A 17,486-nucleotide genomic window follows, 5' to 3' on the forward strand; every position below is an offset into this window, starting at 1 on the left:
CTTAAAACCTTTCAAAGTGATTATTATTAGCCGCAGATAGACAAAAACAAACGCCCTACAGGAGAGAAGAATGATAGAAACCATCACCCACGGCGCCGAGTGGTTCATCGGGCTGTTTCAGAAAGGCGGCGAGGTATTCACCGGCATGGTGACCGGGATCCTGCCCCTGCTGATCAGCCTGCTGGTGATCATGAACGCCCTGATTAACTTTATCGGCCAGCAGCGTATTGAACGCTTCGCCCAGCGCTGTGCCGGCAATCCGCTGTCCCGCTACCTGATCCTGCCCTTCATCGGCACCTTTGTGTTCTGCAACCCGATGACCTTAAGCCTCGGCCGCTTTATGCCAGAGAAGTACAAGCCGAGTTATTACGCCGCCGCCTCCTACAGCTGCCATTCAATGAACGGCCTGTTCCCGCACATTAACCCCGGCGAGCTGTTTGTTTACCTCGGGATTGCCAGCGGTCTCACTACGCTGGGACTGCCGCTCGGCCCGCTGGCGGTGAGCTATCTGCTGGTCGGCCTGGTGACCAACTTCTTCCGCGGCTGGGTAACGGACCTCACTACCGCCATTTTTGAGAAAAAAATGGGCATTCAGCTTGATGAGAAAGTCCAGCTTTCGGGAGCCACAGTATGAACCGGATCCGCATAGAGAAAGGCACGGGCGGCTGGGGCGGCCCGCTGGAGTTCGACGCCACCGAAGGCAAAAAGATCGTCTACATCACCGCGGGCACGCGCCCGGCGATCGTCGACACGCTGCGCGAGCTGACCGGCTGGGAAGCAGTCGACGGCTTCAAAGAGGGTGAGCCGCCGGAAGCGGAAATCGGCGTGGCGGTAATCGACTGCGGCGGCACGCTGCGCTGCGGCATCTACCCGAAGCGCCGCATTCCGACGGTGAATATTCACTCCACGGGCAAATCAGGCCCGCTGGCGCAGTACATCCTTGAGGACATTTATGTCTCGGGCGTGAAGGAGGACAACATCACGCTGGTAAATGGCACACCCGCGCCGCAAAAAGCAGCCCCGCGCGACTACGACACCAGCAAAAAAATCACCGAGCAGAGCGACGGCCTGCTGGCGAAGGTCGGGATGGGGATGGGGTCCGCCGTGGCGGTGCTGTTCCAGTCCGGGCGCGACACCATCGACACGGTGCTGAAAACCATTCTGCCGTTTATGGCGTTCGTCTCGGCGCTGATCGGCATCATCATGGCCTCCGGCCTCGGCGACTGGATTGCCCACGGCCTCGCCCCGCTCGCCAGCCACCCGCTCGGCCTGGTGACGCTGGCGCTGATCTGCTCCTTCCCGCTGCTGTCGCCGTTTCTCGGCCCGGGCGCGGTGATTGCCCAGGTCATTGGCGTGCTGATTGGCGTGCAGATTGGTCTGGGGAATATTCCCCCGCACCTCGCCCTGCCCGCCCTGTTTGCCATTAACGCTCAGGCGGCGTGCGACTTCATCCCCGTCGGGCTGTCACTGGCGGAAGCGCGCCAGGAGACCGTGCGCGTGGGCGTCCCCTCCGTGCTGGTGAGCCGCTTCCTGACGGGCGCGCCAACGGTGCTAATTGCCTGGTTTGTCTCCGGCTTTATTTATCAATAAGAGGTTCCTGCCATGACCGTGATTTACCAGACCACCATTACCCGCATCGGCCAGAGCGCGGCCGATGCGCTGAGCGACCAGATGCTGATCACCTTCCGCGAAGGCGCCCCGGCAGATATCGAAGAGTTTTGCTTTATCCACTGCCACGGCGAGTTAAACGGCGAGCTGAAGGCCGGTGGCCAGCTGGAGCTGGGCAAGGCGCGCTATGCCGTAACCGCCGTCGGTGACGTCGCCGAGCAAAACCTGCGCGAGCTGGGGCACATCACCTTGCGTTTCGACGGCCAGCCGCGGGCGGAGTATCCCGGCACGGTTCACGTTGAGGGGCCGGTTCCGCAGGCCGTCACCCCAGGCTGCACGTTAAAATTTATTTCGTAATAAAGGAGAGACACATGAGTCAGGTTGCCGTTGTCATTGGTGGGGGACAAACCTTAGGCGAGTTCCTCTGCCATGGGCTTGTCGCAGAGGGCTACCGCGTGGCGGTCGTGGATATTCAGAGTGAGAAAGCCGCCCGCGTAGCGGACGCCATCAACACCGAATTTGGCGAAGGGATGGCGTATGGATTTGGCGCCGACGCCACCAGCGAGCAGAGCGTGATGGCGCTGGCCCGCGGCGTGGATGAGATTTTTGGTCGCACCGATCTGCTGGTCTACAGCGCGGGGATTGCGAAAGCGGCCTTTATCAGCGATTTCGAACTGGGGGATTTTGATCGCTCGTTGCAGGTGAATCTGGTGGGCTATTTCCTCTGCGCCCGCGAATTTTCCCGTCTGATGATCCGCGACGGTATTCAGGGTCGCATCATTCAGATCAACTCAAAATCGGGGAAAGTGGGCAGCAAGCACAACTCCGGCTACAGCGCGGCGAAGTTTGGCGGCGTCGGGCTGACGCAGTCTCTGGCGCTGGATCTGGCCGAATACGGCATAACCGTGCACGCGCTGATGCTGGGTAATCTGCTGAAATCCCCGATGTTCCAGTCCCTGCTGCCGCAGTATGCCGCCAAACTTGGCATCAAAGCAGAGGACGTCGAACAGTACTACATCGACAAAGTGCCGCTGAAGCGCGGGTGCGATTATCAGGACGTGCTGAACATGCTGCTGTTTTACGCCAGCCCGAAAGCCTCGTACTGCACCGGGCAGTCGATTAACGTCACCGGTGGGCAGGTGATGTTCTGAGTTCATTCCCCGGTGGCGCTGCGCTTACCGGGGCTACAATCCCCGTAGGCCGGGTAAGGCGCAGCCGCCACCCGGCAGTTAAGGAGCCGATATGGTCACCGCACTCATCACCGTCGCCGCCCTCGCCTGGCTTTGCCAGATGGCGTTTGGCGGCTGGCAAATCCGTCAGTTTAACCGCGCCTTTGATGCCCTGTGTCAGAAGGGACGCGTGGGCGTCGGGCGTTCCGGGGGACGCTTCAAACCGCGGGTTGTCGTCGCTGTTGCGCTGGATGAAAACAATATGGTTTGCGATTCCCTCATCATGCGCGGCGTAACGGTGTTTGCCCGTCCGACCAAAATCCAGGCGATCGACGGCATTTCGCTGCATGAATTACAACCTGATGTGATCTTCCCCCATGATTCACTCTGTCAGAATGCACTATCATTAGCGCTTAATCTGAAACATGGATAATTTCGTTGTGAAAGTTATAAACTTGCGGAATTATCATTTCGCAACGTAAGGAACGAAGCGCCTATGAAACCACGTCAGCGGCAGGCGGCCATACTTGAGCATCTGCAAAAGCAGGGAAAGTGCTCGGTAGAGGATCTGGCCCACTACTTTGACACCACCGGCACGACAATACGCAAGGACCTGGTGTTGCTCGAAAACTCCGGCGCCGTCATTCGTACCTACGGCGGCGTGGTGCTCAATAAAGACGAAGCCGACCCGCCTATCGACCACAAAACGCTGATCAATACTCACCAGAAAGCGCTGATTGCCGAAGCCGCCGTCAAATTTATCCAGGACGGCGATTCCATTATCCTCGACGCAGGCAGTACCGTCCTACAGATGATCCCGCTGCTCAGCCGCTTTAATAACATCACCGTGATGACCAACAGCCTGCACATCGTCAATGCCCTGTCAGAGTTCGACAGCGAGCAGACCATCCTGATGCCCGGCGGCACCTTCCGTAAAAAATCCGCGTCGTTTCACGGGCAGCTGGCGGAGAATGCCTTCGACCACTTCAGCTTCGATAAGCTGTTTATGGGCACGGACGGCATCGACCTCAACGCGGGCGTGACCACCTTCAACGAGGTGTTCAGCGTCAGCAAAGCGATGTGCAACGCCGCGCGGGAAGTGATTTTGATGGCGGACTCGTCGAAGTTTGGCCGTAAAAGCCCCAACATTGTCTGTAGCCTTGAAAGCGTCGATAAGCTGATTACCGACGCAGGTATCGATCCGGCATTTAAAAAAGCGCTGGAAGCGAAGGGCATCGACGTGATCGTAACCGGAGAGAAAAATGAGTGATTTTCTGTTAAACGCAGGCCGTCAGACCCTGCTGCTGGAGCTACAGGAAGCCAGCCGCCTGCCGGAGCGTCTGGGTGAGGATTTTGTTCGTGCAGCCAACACCATTATCCACTGCGAGGGCAAAGTGATCGTGGCGGGTATCGGTAAATCCGGTCATATCGGCAAGAAGATTGCCGCGACGCTTGCCAGCACCGGCACCCCGGCGTTCTTCGTGCATCCTGCCGAAGCGCTGCACGGCGATCTGGGGATGATCGAAAGCCGCGACGTGATGCTGTTTATCTCCTACTCCGGTTCAGCCAAAGAGCTGGATCTCATCATCCCTCGCCTGCAAGAAAAATCGGTGGCCCTGTTAGCGATGACCGGCAAATCCCGTTCGCCGCTGGCGCTGGCCGCGAAAGCAACGCTGGATATTTCCGTTGAGCGCGAAGCCTGTCCGATGCACCTGGCACCGACCTCCAGCACCGTCAACACGCTGATGATGGGCGACGCCCTGGCGATGGCGGTGATGCAGGCGCGCGGTTTTAATGAGGAAGATTTCGCCCGCTCCCATCCTGCGGGCGCGCTTGGGGCTCGTCTGCTCAACAAGGTTCACCACCTGATGCGCACCGACGATGCCATTCCTCAGGTTAAACTCGACACCAGCGTGATGGACGCCATGCTGGAGCTGAGCCGCACCGGGCTGGGGCTGGTTGCGGTATGCGACAACGACCGTCAGGTGAAGGGCGTCTTCACCGACGGCGACCTGCGCCGCTGGCTGGTGGGAGGCGGCAGGCTGGAGGCGCGGGTATCCGAAGCAATGACCCGGGGCGGGCTGACGCTGAATGCCGACAGCCGCGCCATTGAAGCCAAAGAGGTGCTGATGAAGCGCAAAATCACCGCCGCACCGGTGGTGGACGAGCACGGCAGGCTGTGCGGCGCAATCAACCTGCAAGACTTCTACCAGGCGGGGATTATTTAACCCTTCAGCCCCAGACGTTTCGCCAGCCTGTGGAGGTTGGCGACGTCCATCTCCAGCGCCCGCGCGCACGCCGCCCAGCTGCGGTTATTCTGCTCCAGCGCGCGGGCGATCATCTGACGCTGGAACGCATCCGTCGCCTCGCGCAGGTTTTCGTTCACGCTCTCAGGTATCACCGGCTTCACGGGCGGCATCGTTTCCTCATGCAGCGCGAAATGGCGCGCATGAATAACCACTTCATCCCCCGAACGCGTTGCCCGCGCCAGCACCACCGCGCGGTGGATCGCATGTTCCAGCTCACGCACGTTACCCGGCCAGCCGTAGCTCAGCAGGTGCGTCCTCGCGCCGGGACTTAGCACCACGCGGGAAAGCCCCATTTTGAGCCGACACTGTTCGCAGAAAAAGCCCGCCAGCAGAACCACATCCTCGCCCCGCTCGCGCAGCGGCGGCACCGTGAGCGGGAACACGCTCAGACGGTGGAACAGATCGGCGCGGAAATTCCCCGCCAGCACCTCTTCGCGCAGATCGCGGTTCGTCGCCGCCAGCACGCGCACATCCACGCGTAAGCTGCGATCGTCTCCCACGCGTTGAATATCGCCATACTGCAACACCCGCAGCAGTTTGGCCTGAAGCGAAAGGGAGAGTTCGCCAATTTCATCGAGGAACAGCGTGCCGTTATCAGCCATTTCGAACTTGCCGCTGCGGTTGCTGATCGCCCCGGTAAAGGCCCCTTTGACGTGTCCGAACAGCTCGCTTTCCGCCACGCTTTCCGGCAACGCCGCGCAGTTGAGATAGACCAGCGGATTCACCGCACGGGGCGAGGCTTCGTGGATCGCTTTTGCCACCAGCTCTTTACCGGTGCCGGTCTCCCCGAAGATCAGCACGTTCAAATCAGACGCGGCGACAATCTCAATCTCCTTTTTGAGCTGCGCCATGCCTGGCGAAAGGCCGATCATTTCGGTGTGCGCCACCTGCTCAAACGCCGTCGGGCTACCCGGAAGAATATTCTGGCTCTCCAGCTGTTCTATCAGCAGGGCGTTGTTCAGCGCCCCGGCCGCCAGCGCGGCAATCAGCCGTAGCTCTTCGTCGCTGAAGGTATCGAACTGATCCGGCGACATGCCGTCGAGGGTTAACGCGCCAATCAGGTTCTGCCCGGCAAACAGCGGCAGGCCGATACAGGCGTGCACCTTCAGGCTCTCCTGTCCGGGGATCAGGCCGTCGTAAGGATCGGGCAGATCGCTGTCTGCCGGGAAACGCACCACGTCACCCGCGCGGGCGATGGTTTCCAGACGCGGGTGGCCCTCCAGGGTAAAGCGCCGCCCGAGTACGTCCTTCGCCAGACCGTCGATAGCCAGCGGAATAAACTGCCGCCCTTCGTAACGCAGCAGCGCCGACGCATCGCAATCCAGCACGTGGCGCAACGTGGAGATCAGCCGCTGAAAGCGGTCCTGATGACCAATACCGGTTTGCAGTTCTATGGCGATCTTCGCCAGCACATCTACGGAAAAGCTCATCTCTGCCTCACTGTCATTTTGACAATACATAGTGTCATATTGACAATTTTTAAGATAGTCAAAATGACTACCCACTAAGGAGCATCGAAACGAAAACACATTATTTTCAACAAGTTAAAAAGTTGGCACGCAACTTGATATATGACAGTCATCTTATTTGAAAACGCCGTATTAAGTTGAGGTTGCTATGTCTATTCTGGTTAAAAATAACATTCATTGGGTGGGTCAACGTGACTGGGAAGTACGTGATTTTCACGGGACGGAATACAAAACGCTGCGCGGCAGCAGCTACAACAGCTATCTCATTCGTGAAGGTAAAAACGTCCTGATCGATACCGTCGATCACAAATTCAGCCGCGAGTTCGTGCAGAACCTGCGCAGCGAAATCGATCTGAATGAGATCGACTACATTATCATCAACCACGCGGAAGAGGATCATGCCGGGGCGCTGACCGAGCTGATGTCCCACATTCCGGATACCCCGATCTACTGCACCACCAACGCCATTGACTCCATCAACGGCCACCACCACCATCCGGAGTGGAACTTCCACACCGTGAAAACCGGCGACACGCTGGATATCGGCAATGGCAAACAGCTGATCTTCGTGGAAACCCCAATGCTGCACTGGCCGGACAGCATGATGACCTACATGACCGGTGACGCGGTGCTGTTCAGTAACGACGCCTTCGGCCAGCACTACTGTGACGAACGTCTGTTCAACGACGAAGTGGATCAGACCGAGCTGTTCGAACAGTGCCAGCGCTACTACGCCAACATCCTGACCCCGTTCAGCCGTCTGGTCACGCCAAAAATCACCGAGATCCTCGGCTTCAACCTGCCGGTGGATATGATTGCCACCTCCCACGGCGTGGTATGGCGTGAAAATCCAACCCAGATTGTCGAACTGTACCTGAAGTGGGCGGCGGACTATCAGGAAGATCGCATCACCATCTTCTACGACACCATGTCCAACAACACCCGCATGATGGCGGACGCCATTGCCCAGGGCATCAACGAAGTTGACCCGAACGTGGCGGTGAAAATCTTCAATGTGGCGCGCAGCGATAAGAATGAGGTATTGACCAACGTCTTCCGCTCCAAAGGCGTGCTGGTGGGTACCTCCACCATGAATAACGTGATGATGCCGAAAATTGCCGGACTGGTGGAAGAGATGACCGGCCTGCGCTTTCGTAACAAACGCGCCAGCGCCTTTGGTTCACACGGCTGGAGCGGCGGCGCGGTAGACCGTCTCTCCACCCGTTTACAGGATGCCGGTTTTGAGATGTCCCTGAGCCTGAAGGCGAAATGGCGTCCGGATCTCGACGCGCTGGAAATCTGTCGTCAGCACGGTCGCGACATTGCCCGCCAGTGGGCGCTTGCGCCGCTGCCGGAAACCGCACCCGCCGCGGCGGTTACGCCGAAAGCTGTAGCAGAAGCTGCCGCTGCCGACCTTGGCCCTTGCATGCAGTGCAGCGTCTGCCAGTGGATTTACGATCCTGAGCTGGGCGAGCCGTTGCAGGATGTCGCGCCGGGTACGCCGTGGAGCGAGGTGCCGGACAACTTCCTCTGCCCGGAATGTTCCCTCGGGAAAGACGTCTTTGATGAACTGGCAACGGAGGCAAAATGAGCCACGGCATCGTCATTATCGGCTCGGGCTTTGCCGCCCGCCAGCTGGTGAAAAATATCCGCAAACAGGATGCTAACGTGCCGCTGACGGTGATCGCCGCCGACAGCATGGATGAGTACAACAAGCCTGATTTAAGCCACGTCATTAGCCAGAATCAGCGCGCCGACGATCTCACCCGCCAGACGGCGGGGGAGTTCGCAGAACAGTTTAACCTGCGTCTGTTTCCGTACACCTGGGTCACCGATATCGACGCCGACGCCCACGTGGTGAACGCGAAAGATAAAACCTGGCAGTACGACAAACTGGTGCTGGCGACGGGGGCATCGGCGTTTGTGCCGCCGGTTGAGGGCCGCGAGCTGATGGTCACGCTCAACAGCCAGCAGGAGTATCAGGCCAGCGAGACCCTGTTACGCGACGCCACGCGGGTGATGATTGTCGGCGGCGGACTGATTGGCACCGAGCTGGCGATGGACTTCTGCCGGGCGGGAAAATCCGTCACCCTGGTTGACCACGCGGCCAGCATTCTGTCAGGGCTGATGCCAGCAGAAGTAAGCAGTCGCTTACAGCATCGTCTGACCGACATGGGCGTGCATCTGCTGCTGAAATCGCAGTTACAGAGCCTGAGCAAAACCGAAACCGGCATTTGTGCGACGCTCGACCGCAACCGCAGCGTGGAAGTGGATGTGGTTATTGCGGCGACGGGGTTGCGCCCGGAAACCGCGCTGGCGCACCGCGCGGGCGCAGAGATCAATCGAGGCGTGAAGGTGGATAGCTACCTGCAAACCACCCGGCCGGACATTTATGCCCTGGGCGACTGCGCGGAAATTAACGGCCAGGTGCTGCCGTTCCTGCAACCGATTCAGTTAAGCGCCATGTTCCTGGCGAAAAACCTGCTCGGCGGCAACGCCCCGGTGAAATTACCCGCCATGCTGGTGAAGGTAAAAACGCCGGAACTACCGCTGCATCTCGCAGGTGAAACGCAGCGTCAGGATCTGGACTGGGAGATTGTCCTTTCGCCTCAGGGCATGGTGGCGCGCGGCACCGATACCGACGGTCAGATGCGCGCCTTTGTCGTCAGCGAAGACAGAATGAAGGAGGCCTTCGCGCTGCTGAAATCGCTACCAGCTTAACCCTCGTCATGCCGGGTGGCGCTCCGCTTACCCGGCCTACAGTACTGCCACGCTTACTTAACCTTTGGATTTTGTTGTCCACCGCCCCGATGTCCCGGGGCTTTTTTTATCGCTACACTTTCAGCGTCAGGAGCGCACCACCAGCGCGTCATAACCGCGCCAGCGATAGTTCGCCATCGAGATCAGCCAGCAGGCGACAAACAGCCCGACCACCACAAATCCGGCGTCGCCCAGGTTATCGTTCACCGCGCCAATCAGATCCCACACGCCGCCGCTGAGGGCGAACTTGTCCATCAGCAGACCCATCGCTTCCAGGCCGCCGATAAACAGCGCCACCACCACCGAAGTGCCGGTGATGGTCATGTTGTAGTAGAGCTTGCGCTGCGGCTTGTTAAACGCCCAGCCGTAGGCACCCACCATCAGCAGGTTATCGAGCGTATCCACCAGCGCCATGCCGCTGGCGAAGAGCGCCGGGAAGATCATGATCGACCACACCGACATCCCGCTGGAGGCGCTGGCGGCGGAGATCCCCAACACGCCGATTTCGGTGGCGGTGTCGAACCCCAGGCCGAACAGGAAACCGACCAGGTACATCTGCCAGCTTTTATTGACGAGGCGGAAGGTTTTGCCGAACAGCCAGTTCATGACGCCGCCCTGTGCAGGCAGCGTGATGTCGCCCTGCACGGGATTGCCGTGTTTCAGCGCCTGAAAACTGCGCCAGACGCCGCGCAGGATCACCATATTCACCAGCGCCATCGCCAGCAGGAAGGTGGCGGAGACGGCGGTGCCAATCAGGCTGCCGGTTTCGTGGAACCATGCCATGTTTTTCTGAAACGCCGTGGCGGTCGCGGCGATAGCAATGGAGGCCAGCACCACGATGGTGGAGTGTCCGAGGGAAAACCATGCGCCCACGCCGGACGGGCGCTTGCCCTGCTGCATCATTTTACGCGTCACGGTATCAATCGCGGCGATATGGTCGGCATCCACCGCATGACGCAGTCCGTAACACCAGGCCAGCAGGCTGGCCGCCATCAGCGCCGTACTGCCGCTAAAGGTGTGCCACGCCAGCCCCCAGGCCAGCAGGTTAGCCATCCCGAGAGCCAGCAGCAGGCACGCTGCACGAGGTTCATTGCGTAAAAGTCGTAACATTTTAAATCCCTTGTGAACATGATCGGGCGGCAGCAACCACCGCCTGCCCGAAGGAGATCGCTCCGTCGCCTGCGGGCAGGCGCGAAGGAAAAAGAAGCGTGAAATCAGAAAGGTAATGACGAAGGCGCGCGCGCAGCAGGCGGTTGTGAAGGACGCCTCCGCTGAAGCACACCGTCGTGAGCGACCGTCGGCGGGCATGCGTTGCCGCCAGTTCGCTCAGCCCTTTTGCCAGCGCATCGTGAAAAGCCCAGGCACGCTCGCCGGGTTCCGCCCGCCAGGTAAGCCACTGTTGCCAGAACAGCGCAAGGTTATCCGTCTGGAGCGTCACCGGATGATCAACCCCTGCGCAGCGTTCGGCCAGCGCCTCCAGCCGGCACGCGGCTTCGCCCTCATAGCGTTGCGTTTCAATGCCCAGCGCACAGGCCACGGCGTCGAACAGACGACCACAGGAGGAGGCCCGCGGCGCATTGATACCGCGCGACACAGCCGTTGCCAGCAGCGGCCAGTTTTGACGCTGTACCACCTCTGTTTCCGGGTACTGCTGCCAGTCAGGTACGAACGCCAGACAGTGGGCGAGCAAATTGCGCCACGGCTGTTTTGCCGCCAGATCGCCCCCCGGCAGCGCAACGGCTGGCAGACCGCCCAGCCGTTCGCAGTCGCGATAGTTCACCCGCAGGCACTCGCCGCCCCACAGCGCGCCGTTCTCGCCCATGCCGATCCCGTCCAGGGTCAGGGCAATAACATCCCCGCCGTCGAGCGGCCAGCCATTCTCCGCCAGACACGCTGCCGCATGCGCATGATGATGCAGCACGGTCTCAACGGGCAGCGCCTGCGCCCGGGCCCACTGTCGGGCGTGATATCCCGGATGGGCATCGCACACCACGCGCTCAGGCTGAAAGGCGTAGATGTCCTGCATCGTCGAGAGCGCACTGCGCCACTGCGCCTCTACCCCCTCGTCGCTCAGATCGCCAAAATGCTGGCTCAGCACCGCCTGGTTGCCACGCACCAGGCTGAAGGTGTTTTTCATCTCCGCGCCGGTGCATAACATGGGCGGGATGTCGCGGAATCCGGCGGGCAATGTGATGGCATCCGGCACAAAACCGCGTGCGCGACGCAGCATCGTGCCCTCCTGGTCCATCACTGAATCATCCATCCGTTGCAGGATGTCGCGGTTGTGCAGCAGGAAGCCGTCAGCGATGTCACTGAGTTCTTCCAGCGCCTGCTGGTTGCTTATGGCGGGTGGATGGCCGCTGAGGTTGCCGGAGGTCATCACCAGCGGGCGCTGGCAGTCCAGCATCAGCAAATGCTGGAGCGGGTTCGCAGGCAGCATCACGCCGACCGTATCCAGCCCCGGCGCAATCTCCTCAGGAAACGCAGGAAGGCAGGCTTTTGGCGTCAGCACAATCGGCGCAACGGGTGAACGTAACAGCGTCTGGATGGCCTCCGGCAGATCGTCCGCATGCGGGATCATCACCGCCAGCGGCCTGGTCGGGCGCTGCTTGCGTGCCCGTAATTTCCGAACCGCCTGCGGGTTAAGCGCGTCGCAGACCAGGTGAAAACCGCCCAGCCCTTTGACCGCCACAATCCCGCCGCCTTCCAGCATCGCCACCGCCGCGCTTAACGCCGATTCGCGGGTGGCAGCAGCCTCCCCGGCTCGCCACTCCAGCTGCGGTCCGCAATCCGGGCAGGCCACCGGCTGGGCGTGAAAACGCCGGTCAGCCGGGTTGAGGTACTCCGTTTCACAGGGCACACAGAGCGGGAATGGCGCCATTGACGTGGCCGGGCGGTCATAGGGCATGGCGCGGATAATGGTAAACCGCGGCCCACAGTGGGTGCAGTTGATAAACGGGTAGCGGTAGCGACGTTCGCGGGGATCGCGCATCTCCGCCAGGCATGCGGGACAGGTGGCGGCATCCGGGACGATTTGCGTGTCCATCGCCCCACTCTCGCTGTGGCGGATGACAAACTCGTCCGGCAGCGTCGTCCAGCTGAACGGCTGCGTTTCAACGCGATCGATGCGCGCCAGCGGTGGGCAGTCCTGGCGCAGTCTCGCGGTAAAGTCACCCCCACTGCCCGCGAGACGCACCAGGACACCCTCTCCGTCGTTGCAGACGTCGCCTGCCAGCCCCAGCTGGTGCGCAAGCTGCCAGACGAAAGGACGAAATCCTACCCCCTGCACCTTGCCGCGTACCCGAAGCTGTACGCCGTTAACGCTCATCGCAATTTAAAACAGCAGCGATGACGAGGTGTCGAACGCCGCGCGGCGGCGTTTTTCGGCACTCATCTGTTCGAGCTTGTCGCGATCGACGCAGACCAGCGCATGCGTCGGACAGGCTTCCATACACGCCGGACCGGCGTCGCGGTGGTAGCAGAGGTCACATTTATTGGCTTCGGCTTTCTCCGCGCGCACGCTCAGCCCGATACCGCTGTTGCGCACTACCGGGCGAACCACCACCTCCATCGCGCCATACGGGCACGCCACCACACAGGTTTTGCACCCGATGCAGCGCTCCTGCATCACATGCACGAAGCCTTTCTCGCGCTTAATCGCCCCGTTCGGACAGACGTTGGCGCACGGCGCGTCTTCGCACTGGCGACAGATAGCGGCGGTAGAAATATTCACGCCTTTAATGACGTGGATGCGCGGCAGGAAAGTATCAGGGGTGAGAGAGGCGCAATCCTGCTCTGCCTGATGGGACACCACGCACGCCACTTCACAGGTACGGCAACCAATGCATTTGCTGGCATCGGCCATAATAAAACGGTTCATCTGCTTCTCCGGCATTACTGTTATGCGCGAAGCTATTCATAAACCGTGCCAATATTTAATGCATTGATTTTATAGGGAAATTTAAAAGAGAAGGATCTGTCATCGTCATTAGTGACGATGACAGATGTCGACGTCAGCGATGCGGGCCGTCAATGACGGAGTCGCGCAGGATAAGCTCGCCGGAGAAGGTTTGCTGAGGCTTAAACTCACCGCCGTCGAGCATGAAAATCATACGGCTGATGGTCTCCTGAATCATCTCCGTTACCGGAATACGCACGCTGGAGAGGGACGGCACGATATAGGGCGCGATTGCCACGTCGTCAAAGCCTATGACGGACACTGCGCCCGGCGTGGCGACGCCGCTCTCGTGCAGCTGCCTGATGGCGCCAATCGCCATATCGTCGTTACTCGCCACCAGCGCGGTAAACGTTTCGCCGCGGGTGAGCAACTGAGAGACCGCCGCCGCGCCGCTGGCCGGGTTCCACTTCCCTTCGGCGATCAGCGCGTCGCGAACTGCAATCCCGTGCTGCGCCAGCGCGTCCTTGTAGCCGGAAAGACGCTCCACCCCGGTGGGGGAATCCAGCGAACCGGTGATAAACGCAATCTCCCGGTGGCCTTTCTCAATCAGCTGCGATACCGCGTCCTGACACGACGCTTTATGATCGGACCAGACGCTGTGACTGCTGTTTTTCCGCAAACGGCGGTTGAGCACCATGATCGGCTGCTCGCATTTCTCAATGATCTCGTCCAGCGCTTCCACGCTCAGAAAACGCGGATAGATGATTACCGCGTCGCAGCGCATGTCGAGCAGGTACTGGATCGCCTCGCGCTCCTCTTCGGCGCTGTGCTTGCCGTCCGCCAGGATCAGCTGACGCCCCTTCTCTTCCGTCATCCGCGCGGCGTTAAACAGCAGCTCGCTAAAGTAGACCCCATGGTACAGGGTGTTCGTCACTACCAGCCCCAGAGTCTGGGTGCGTTTGGTCGCCAGGTTTCGCGCCAGCAGATTGGGGCGATACCCGCTCTCTTCGATGGCCTGAAAAACCCGGTCTTTCGTCTCCTGGCTGACGTAACCGTTCCCCGACAGTACCCGGGAGACCGTCGCTTTTGATACGCCTGCCCGCTTCGCCACTTCCAGCATCGTGGTCATATTATTATTCCGTCTGAACCTGATGGGCGCAGTGTACTGCACCGCAGAAAAATTGTCGCAGCGGCGTTATCACGCTTTTTACGGCCACGAGTGATCGTCATCACGAAACGAAAAAATGCATAAAAAGTGGTCTTGTTTCATTAAAAGAAACTCATGATGATTGTGTGAAACCGGTTTCCTACACTTCTCACAACGATAACAGGATCACATCCGATGGCAAAAAATTACGCTGCGCTGGCGACCGACGTCGTTAGCGCGCTGGGCGGCAAAGAGAACATCGTCGCCGTCACCCACTGTATGACGCGACTGCGCTTCGTCCTGAAAGACGAAAGTCTCACCGACGCCGCACGCCTGAAAAGCATCAGCGGCGTGCTCGGCGTGGTGCGCAACGACAACCAGTGTCAGGTGATCATCGGCAACACCGTGTCCCAGGCATACCGTGAAGTGGTGAGCCTGCTGCCCGCTAACCTGCAACCTGCCGTAGCGGAAGGTCCACAGAAGCTCACGCTGCGCCGCATTGGTGCCGGGATCCTCGATGCGCTGATCGGCACCATGTCTCCGCTGATCCCGGCGATCATCGGCGGGTCAATGGTCAAGCTGCTGGCGATGATCCTTGAGATGACCGGCGTGCTGGGCAAAGGCGACCCGACGCTGACGATCCTGACCGTTATCGGCGATGGCGCGTTCTTCTTCCTGCCGCTGATGGTGGCGGCGTCCGCGGCGGTGAAGTTCAAAACCAACATGTCGCTGGCAATCGCCATCGCGGGCGTGTTGGTTCACCCGAGCTTTATCGAGCTGATGGCGAAAGCCGCGCAGGGCGAGCACGTTGAGTTCGCCTTCATTCCGGTGACGGCGGTGAAATACACCTACACGGTGATCCCCGCCCTGGTGATGACCTGGTGCCTGTCATACATCGAACGCTGGGTGGATCGCATTACCCCGGCGGTGACCAAAAACTTCCTCAAGCCGATGCTGATCGTGCTGATTGCCGCCCCGCTCGCCATCGTGCTGATTGGCCCGCTCGGGATCTGGATCGGCAGCGCCATCTCCGCGCTGGTCTACACCATTCACGGCTATCTGGGCTGGCTCTCCGTTGCCATTATGGGCGCGCTGTGGCCGCTGCTGGTGATGACCGGGATGCACCGCGTGTTTACGCCGACCATCATCCAGACCATTGCCGAAACGGGCAAAGAAGGGATGGTGATGCCGTCGGAGATCGGCGCCAACCTGTCGCTCGGCGGCTCGTCGCTGGCGGTGGCGTGGAAAACCAAAAACCCGGAGCTGCGCCAGACGGCGCTGGCCGCGGCGGCCTCCGCCATCATGGCGGGGATCTCTGAACCGGCCCTGTACGGCGTAGCGGTACGCCTGAAGCGTCCGCTGATTGCGAGCCTGATCAGCGGCTTTATCTGCGGCGCGGTGGCAGGCATGGCAGGCCTTGCCAGCCATTCGATGGCGGCGCCGGGGCTGTTTACCAGCGTGCAGTTCTTCGACCCAGCCAACCCGATGACCATCGTCTGGGTGTTTGGCGTGATGGGTCTGGCGGTAGTGCTGTCGTTTGTGCTAACCCTGCTGTTAGGGTTTGAGGATATCCCGGTAGAAGACGAAGCCGAAAAAGCACGCGCCCTGCAAACCGCACCGGTACAGAACAAAGCAGCAGAAGCATAAACTGAAAGCGAGGTAAGAATGTCTGTTTTTCCACAAGGATTTTTATGGGGCGGCGCGCTTGCCGCCAACCAGAGTGAAGGGGCTTACCGTGAAGGCGGCAAAGGACTGACGACGGTCGACATGATCCCCCACGGCGCAAACCGTCTGGCGGTAAAAGTCGGCAAGGAAAAACGGTTTTCGTTGCGGGACGACGAATTCTACCCGAGCCACGAGGCGATTGATTTTTACCATCGCTACAAAGAAGACATCGCCCTGATGGCGGAGATGGGCTTTACGGTGTTCCGCACCTCGATTGCCTGGAGCCGCCTCTACCCGAACGGCGACGAACCGCTGCCGAATCAGGAAGGCATTGCCTTCTACCGCGCGGTGTTCGAGGAGTGTAAAAAGTACAACATCGAGCCGCTGGTGACGCTCTGCCACTTCGACGTGCCGATGCACCTGGTGACGGAGTACGGCTCCTGGCGCAACCGTAAGATGGTGGATTTCTTCGCCCGCTACGCCCGCACCTGCTTCGAGGCGTTTAACGGGCTGGTGAAATACTGGCTGACCTTCAACGAAATCAACATCATGCTGCACAGCCCGTTCTCCGGCGCGGGGCTGGTATTTGAAGAAGGTGAAAACGAGGACCAGGTGAAGTACCAGGCCGCGCACCACGAGCTGGTGGCGAGCGCGCTGGCGACCAAAATTGCCCACGAGGTGAACCCGGAAAACCAGGTCGGTTGTATGCTGGCGGGCGGCAATTTTTACCCCTGGTCCTGCAAGCCGGAAGACGTGTGGATGGCGCTGGAAAAAGACCGCGAGAACCTGTTCTTTATCGACGTGCAGGCGCGCGGCAGCTATCCGGCTTACTCTGCCCGCGTGTTCCGCGAGAAAGGCGTGGTGATTGTGAAAGACCCGGGCGACGATGAACTGCTGAAAAACACCGTCGACTTTGTCTCGTTCAGCTATTACGCCTCGCGCTGCGCGTCGGCGGACATGAACGCGGGAAACACCAGCGCGGCGAACATCGTGAAGTCCCTGCGCAACCCGCATATTCAGGTGAGCGAATGGGGCTGGGGCATTGACCCGCTCGGCCTGCGCATCACCATGAACATGATGTACGACCGCTACCAGAAGCCGCTGTTCCTGGTGGAAAACGGCCTTGGAGCGAAGGACGTCATTGATGAAAACGGCGAGATCAACGACGACTACCGCATCAGCTACCTGCGCGAGCATATTCGCGCGATGGCTGATGCGATTGAGGACGGCGTACCGCTGCTGGGCTACACCACCTGGGGCTGCATTGACCTTGTCTCGGCCTCAACGGGGGAAATGAGCAAGCGCTACGGGTTTGTGTACGTCGACCGGGACGACGCCGGCAACGGCACGCTGGACCGCAGGCGCAAGAAATCGTTCTGGTGGTATAAGAAGGTGATTGCGAGTAACGGGGGGGATCTGGAGTAGCCTGTTGCCCTCACCCCAGCCCTCTCCCACAGGGAG

General features: G+C 59.9%; 16 protein-coding genes. 11 read left to right on the top strand and 5 right to left on the bottom strand.

All coding sequences use genetic code 11. From position 1 onward, the window contains the following. The first annotated feature begins 70 nt into the window (after nucleotides 1-70). The 7 genes from srlA (at nucleotide 71) to gutQ (ending at nucleotide 5,005) form a co-directional block, all read left to right on the top strand. Nucleotides 71-634 (top strand): PTS glucitol/sorbitol transporter subunit IIC, encoded by a 564-nt coding sequence (gene srlA / locus ACOTYH_RS10200; protein WP_015571673.1) that lies wholly within the window; start codon nucleotides 71-73, stop codon nucleotides 632-634. Continuing rightward, nucleotides 631-1,590, top strand: a complete 960-nt coding sequence (gene srlE / locus ACOTYH_RS10205; protein WP_045141877.1) for a PTS glucitol/sorbitol transporter subunit IIB — start codon at nucleotides 631-633, stop codon at nucleotides 1,588-1,590. The genes srlA and srlE overlap by 4 nt, the downstream gene beginning before the upstream one ends. 12 nt (nucleotides 1,591-1,602) lie before the next feature. Continuing rightward, a complete protein-coding gene (gene srlB / locus ACOTYH_RS10210) occupies nucleotides 1,603-1,965 on the top strand; it encodes a PTS glucitol/sorbitol transporter subunit IIA (protein WP_017692786.1) in 363 nt (120 codons plus the stop codon). A gap of 14 nt (nucleotides 1,966-1,979) precedes the next feature. Continuing rightward, a complete protein-coding gene (gene srlD / locus ACOTYH_RS10215) occupies nucleotides 1,980-2,759 on the top strand; it encodes a sorbitol-6-phosphate dehydrogenase (protein ID WP_045339987.1) in 780 nt (259 codons plus the stop codon). Nucleotides 2,760-2,850: 91 nt separating this feature from the next. After that, complete coding sequence (gene gutM / locus ACOTYH_RS10220; protein ID WP_015571675.1) at nucleotides 2,851-3,210, top strand: transcriptional regulator GutM; 360 nt, start codon at nucleotides 2,851-2,853, stop codon at nucleotides 3,208-3,210. A gap of 63 nt (nucleotides 3,211-3,273) precedes the next feature. Further along, nucleotides 3,274-4,047: a glucitol operon DNA-binding transcriptional repressor SrlR gene (srlR, locus tag ACOTYH_RS10225; RefSeq protein ID WP_015571676.1), complete on the top strand. Its 774-nt coding sequence runs from the start codon at nucleotides 3,274-3,276 to the stop codon at nucleotides 4,045-4,047. Then, nucleotides 4,040-5,005 carry an arabinose-5-phosphate isomerase GutQ gene (gene gutQ / locus ACOTYH_RS10230; RefSeq protein WP_023295321.1) on the top strand — a complete coding sequence of 322 codons (966 nt, stop codon included), beginning with the start codon at nucleotides 4,040-4,042 and terminating at the stop codon, nucleotides 5,003-5,005. Before srlR ends, gutQ begins: the two co-directional genes overlap by 8 nt. Here gutQ and norR read toward each other — a convergent pair. Next, nucleotides 5,002-6,516 carry a nitric oxide reductase transcriptional regulator NorR gene (gene norR, locus ACOTYH_RS10235; RefSeq protein WP_017382788.1) on the bottom strand — a complete coding sequence of 505 codons (1,515 nt, stop codon included), beginning with the start codon at nucleotides 6,514-6,516 and terminating at the stop codon, nucleotides 5,002-5,004. The two genes, gutQ and norR, sit on opposite strands and share 4 nt — an antisense overlap. 187 nt (nucleotides 6,517-6,703) lie before the next feature. Here norR and norV point away from each other — a divergent pair, with 187 nt between their 5' ends. Further along, entirely contained in the window at nucleotides 6,704-8,146 is a 1,443-nt protein-coding gene (norV, locus tag ACOTYH_RS10240) for an anaerobic nitric oxide reductase flavorubredoxin (protein WP_063134888.1), read from the top strand. Further along, the gene (gene norW / locus ACOTYH_RS10245; protein ID WP_032654776.1) at nucleotides 8,143-9,276 is read left to right on the top strand and encodes an NADH:flavorubredoxin reductase NorW; all 1,134 of its coding nucleotides are present in this window, start codon (nucleotides 8,143-8,145) and stop codon (nucleotides 9,274-9,276) included. The genes norV and norW overlap by 4 nt, the downstream gene beginning before the upstream one ends. Before the next feature lie 126 nt (nucleotides 9,277-9,402). Here norW and ACOTYH_RS10250 read toward each other — a convergent pair whose 3' ends face one another. The 4 genes from ACOTYH_RS10250 to ACOTYH_RS10265 form a co-directional block, all read right to left on the bottom strand. After that, on the bottom strand, nucleotides 9,403-10,425 hold the full coding sequence (locus ACOTYH_RS10250; RefSeq protein ID WP_032654779.1) for a HoxN/HupN/NixA family nickel/cobalt transporter: 1,023 nt from the start codon (nucleotides 10,423-10,425) through the stop codon (nucleotides 9,403-9,405). 1 nt (nucleotide 10,426) lies between these two features. Then, nucleotides 10,427-12,643 carry a carbamoyltransferase HypF gene (hypF, locus tag ACOTYH_RS10255; RefSeq protein WP_421637728.1) on the bottom strand — a complete coding sequence of 739 codons (2,217 nt, stop codon included), beginning with the start codon at nucleotides 12,641-12,643 and terminating at the stop codon, nucleotides 10,427-10,429. A 6-nt stretch (nucleotides 12,644-12,649) separates the two neighbouring features. Next, on the bottom strand, nucleotides 12,650-13,195 hold the full coding sequence (gene hydN, locus ACOTYH_RS10260) for an electron transport protein HydN (protein WP_017382793.1): 546 nt from the start codon (nucleotides 13,193-13,195) through the stop codon (nucleotides 12,650-12,652). Nucleotides 13,196-13,328: 133 nt separating this feature from the next. Further along, nucleotides 13,329-14,366 carry a LacI family DNA-binding transcriptional regulator gene (locus tag ACOTYH_RS10265; protein WP_323132051.1) on the bottom strand — a complete coding sequence of 346 codons (1,038 nt, stop codon included), beginning with the start codon at nucleotides 14,364-14,366 and terminating at the stop codon, nucleotides 13,329-13,331. Nucleotides 14,367-14,555: 189 nt separating this feature from the next. Between ACOTYH_RS10265 and ascF the strand changes: the two genes are divergently transcribed. Both ascF and ACOTYH_RS10275 read left to right on the top strand, forming a co-directional pair. Continuing rightward, nucleotides 14,556-16,007, top strand: coding sequence for a PTS cellobiose/arbutin/salicin transporter subunit IIBC (gene ascF, locus ACOTYH_RS10270; RefSeq protein ID WP_017382795.1), 1,452 nt, complete (start codon nucleotides 14,556-14,558; stop codon nucleotides 16,005-16,007). An 18-nt stretch (nucleotides 16,008-16,025) separates the two neighbouring features. Beyond that, nucleotides 16,026-17,450 carry a 6-phospho-beta-glucosidase gene (locus tag ACOTYH_RS10275; protein ID WP_058686078.1) on the top strand — a complete coding sequence of 475 codons (1,425 nt, stop codon included), beginning with the start codon at nucleotides 16,026-16,028 and terminating at the stop codon, nucleotides 17,448-17,450. Nucleotides 17,451-17,486 lie beyond the last annotated feature (36 nt).

It is taken from the genome of Enterobacter cloacae complex sp. SHL001 (assembly GCF_049236825.1).
GTDB classification, from domain to species: domain Bacteria; phylum Pseudomonadota; class Gammaproteobacteria; order Enterobacterales; family Enterobacteriaceae; genus Enterobacter; species Enterobacter hormaechei_C.

Excerpts from the sequence above, each read along its gene's own strand:
- srlR (WP_015571676.1), top strand. The coding sequence starts at position 3,274 with ATGAAACCACGTCAGCGGCAGGCGGCCATACTTGAGCATCTGCAAAAG.
- ACOTYH_RS10250 (WP_032654779.1), bottom strand. The coding sequence starts at position 10,425 with ATGTTACGACTTTTACGCAATGAACCTCGTGCAGCGTGCCTGCTGCTG.
- srlD (WP_045339987.1), top strand. The coding sequence starts at position 1,980 with ATGAGTCAGGTTGCCGTTGTCATTGGTGGGGGACAAACCTTAGGCGAG.
- srlE (WP_045141877.1), top strand. The coding sequence starts at position 631 with ATGAACCGGATCCGCATAGAGAAAGGCACGGGCGGCTGGGGCGGCCCG.
- hydN (WP_017382793.1), bottom strand. The coding sequence starts at position 13,195 with ATGAACCGTTTTATTATGGCCGATGCCAGCAAATGCATTGGTTGCCGT.
- srlB (WP_017692786.1), top strand. The coding sequence starts at position 1,603 with ATGACCGTGATTTACCAGACCACCATTACCCGCATCGGCCAGAGCGCG.
- norR (WP_017382788.1), bottom strand. The coding sequence starts at position 6,516 with ATGAGCTTTTCCGTAGATGTGCTGGCGAAGATCGCCATAGAACTGCAA.
- ascF (WP_017382795.1), top strand. The coding sequence starts at position 14,556 with ATGGCAAAAAATTACGCTGCGCTGGCGACCGACGTCGTTAGCGCGCTG.
- ACOTYH_RS10275 (WP_058686078.1), top strand. The coding sequence starts at position 16,026 with ATGTCTGTTTTTCCACAAGGATTTTTATGGGGCGGCGCGCTTGCCGCC.
- gutM (WP_015571675.1), top strand. The coding sequence starts at position 2,851 with ATGGTCACCGCACTCATCACCGTCGCCGCCCTCGCCTGGCTTTGCCAG.
- norW (WP_032654776.1), top strand. The coding sequence starts at position 8,143 with ATGAGCCACGGCATCGTCATTATCGGCTCGGGCTTTGCCGCCCGCCAG.
- hypF (WP_421637728.1), bottom strand. The coding sequence starts at position 12,643 with ATGAGCGTTAACGGCGTACAGCTTCGGGTACGCGGCAAGGTGCAGGGG.
- srlA (WP_015571673.1), top strand. The coding sequence starts at position 71 with ATGATAGAAACCATCACCCACGGCGCCGAGTGGTTCATCGGGCTGTTT.
- norV (WP_063134888.1), top strand. The coding sequence starts at position 6,704 with ATGTCTATTCTGGTTAAAAATAACATTCATTGGGTGGGTCAACGTGAC.
- gutQ (WP_023295321.1), top strand. The coding sequence starts at position 4,040 with ATGAGTGATTTTCTGTTAAACGCAGGCCGTCAGACCCTGCTGCTGGAG.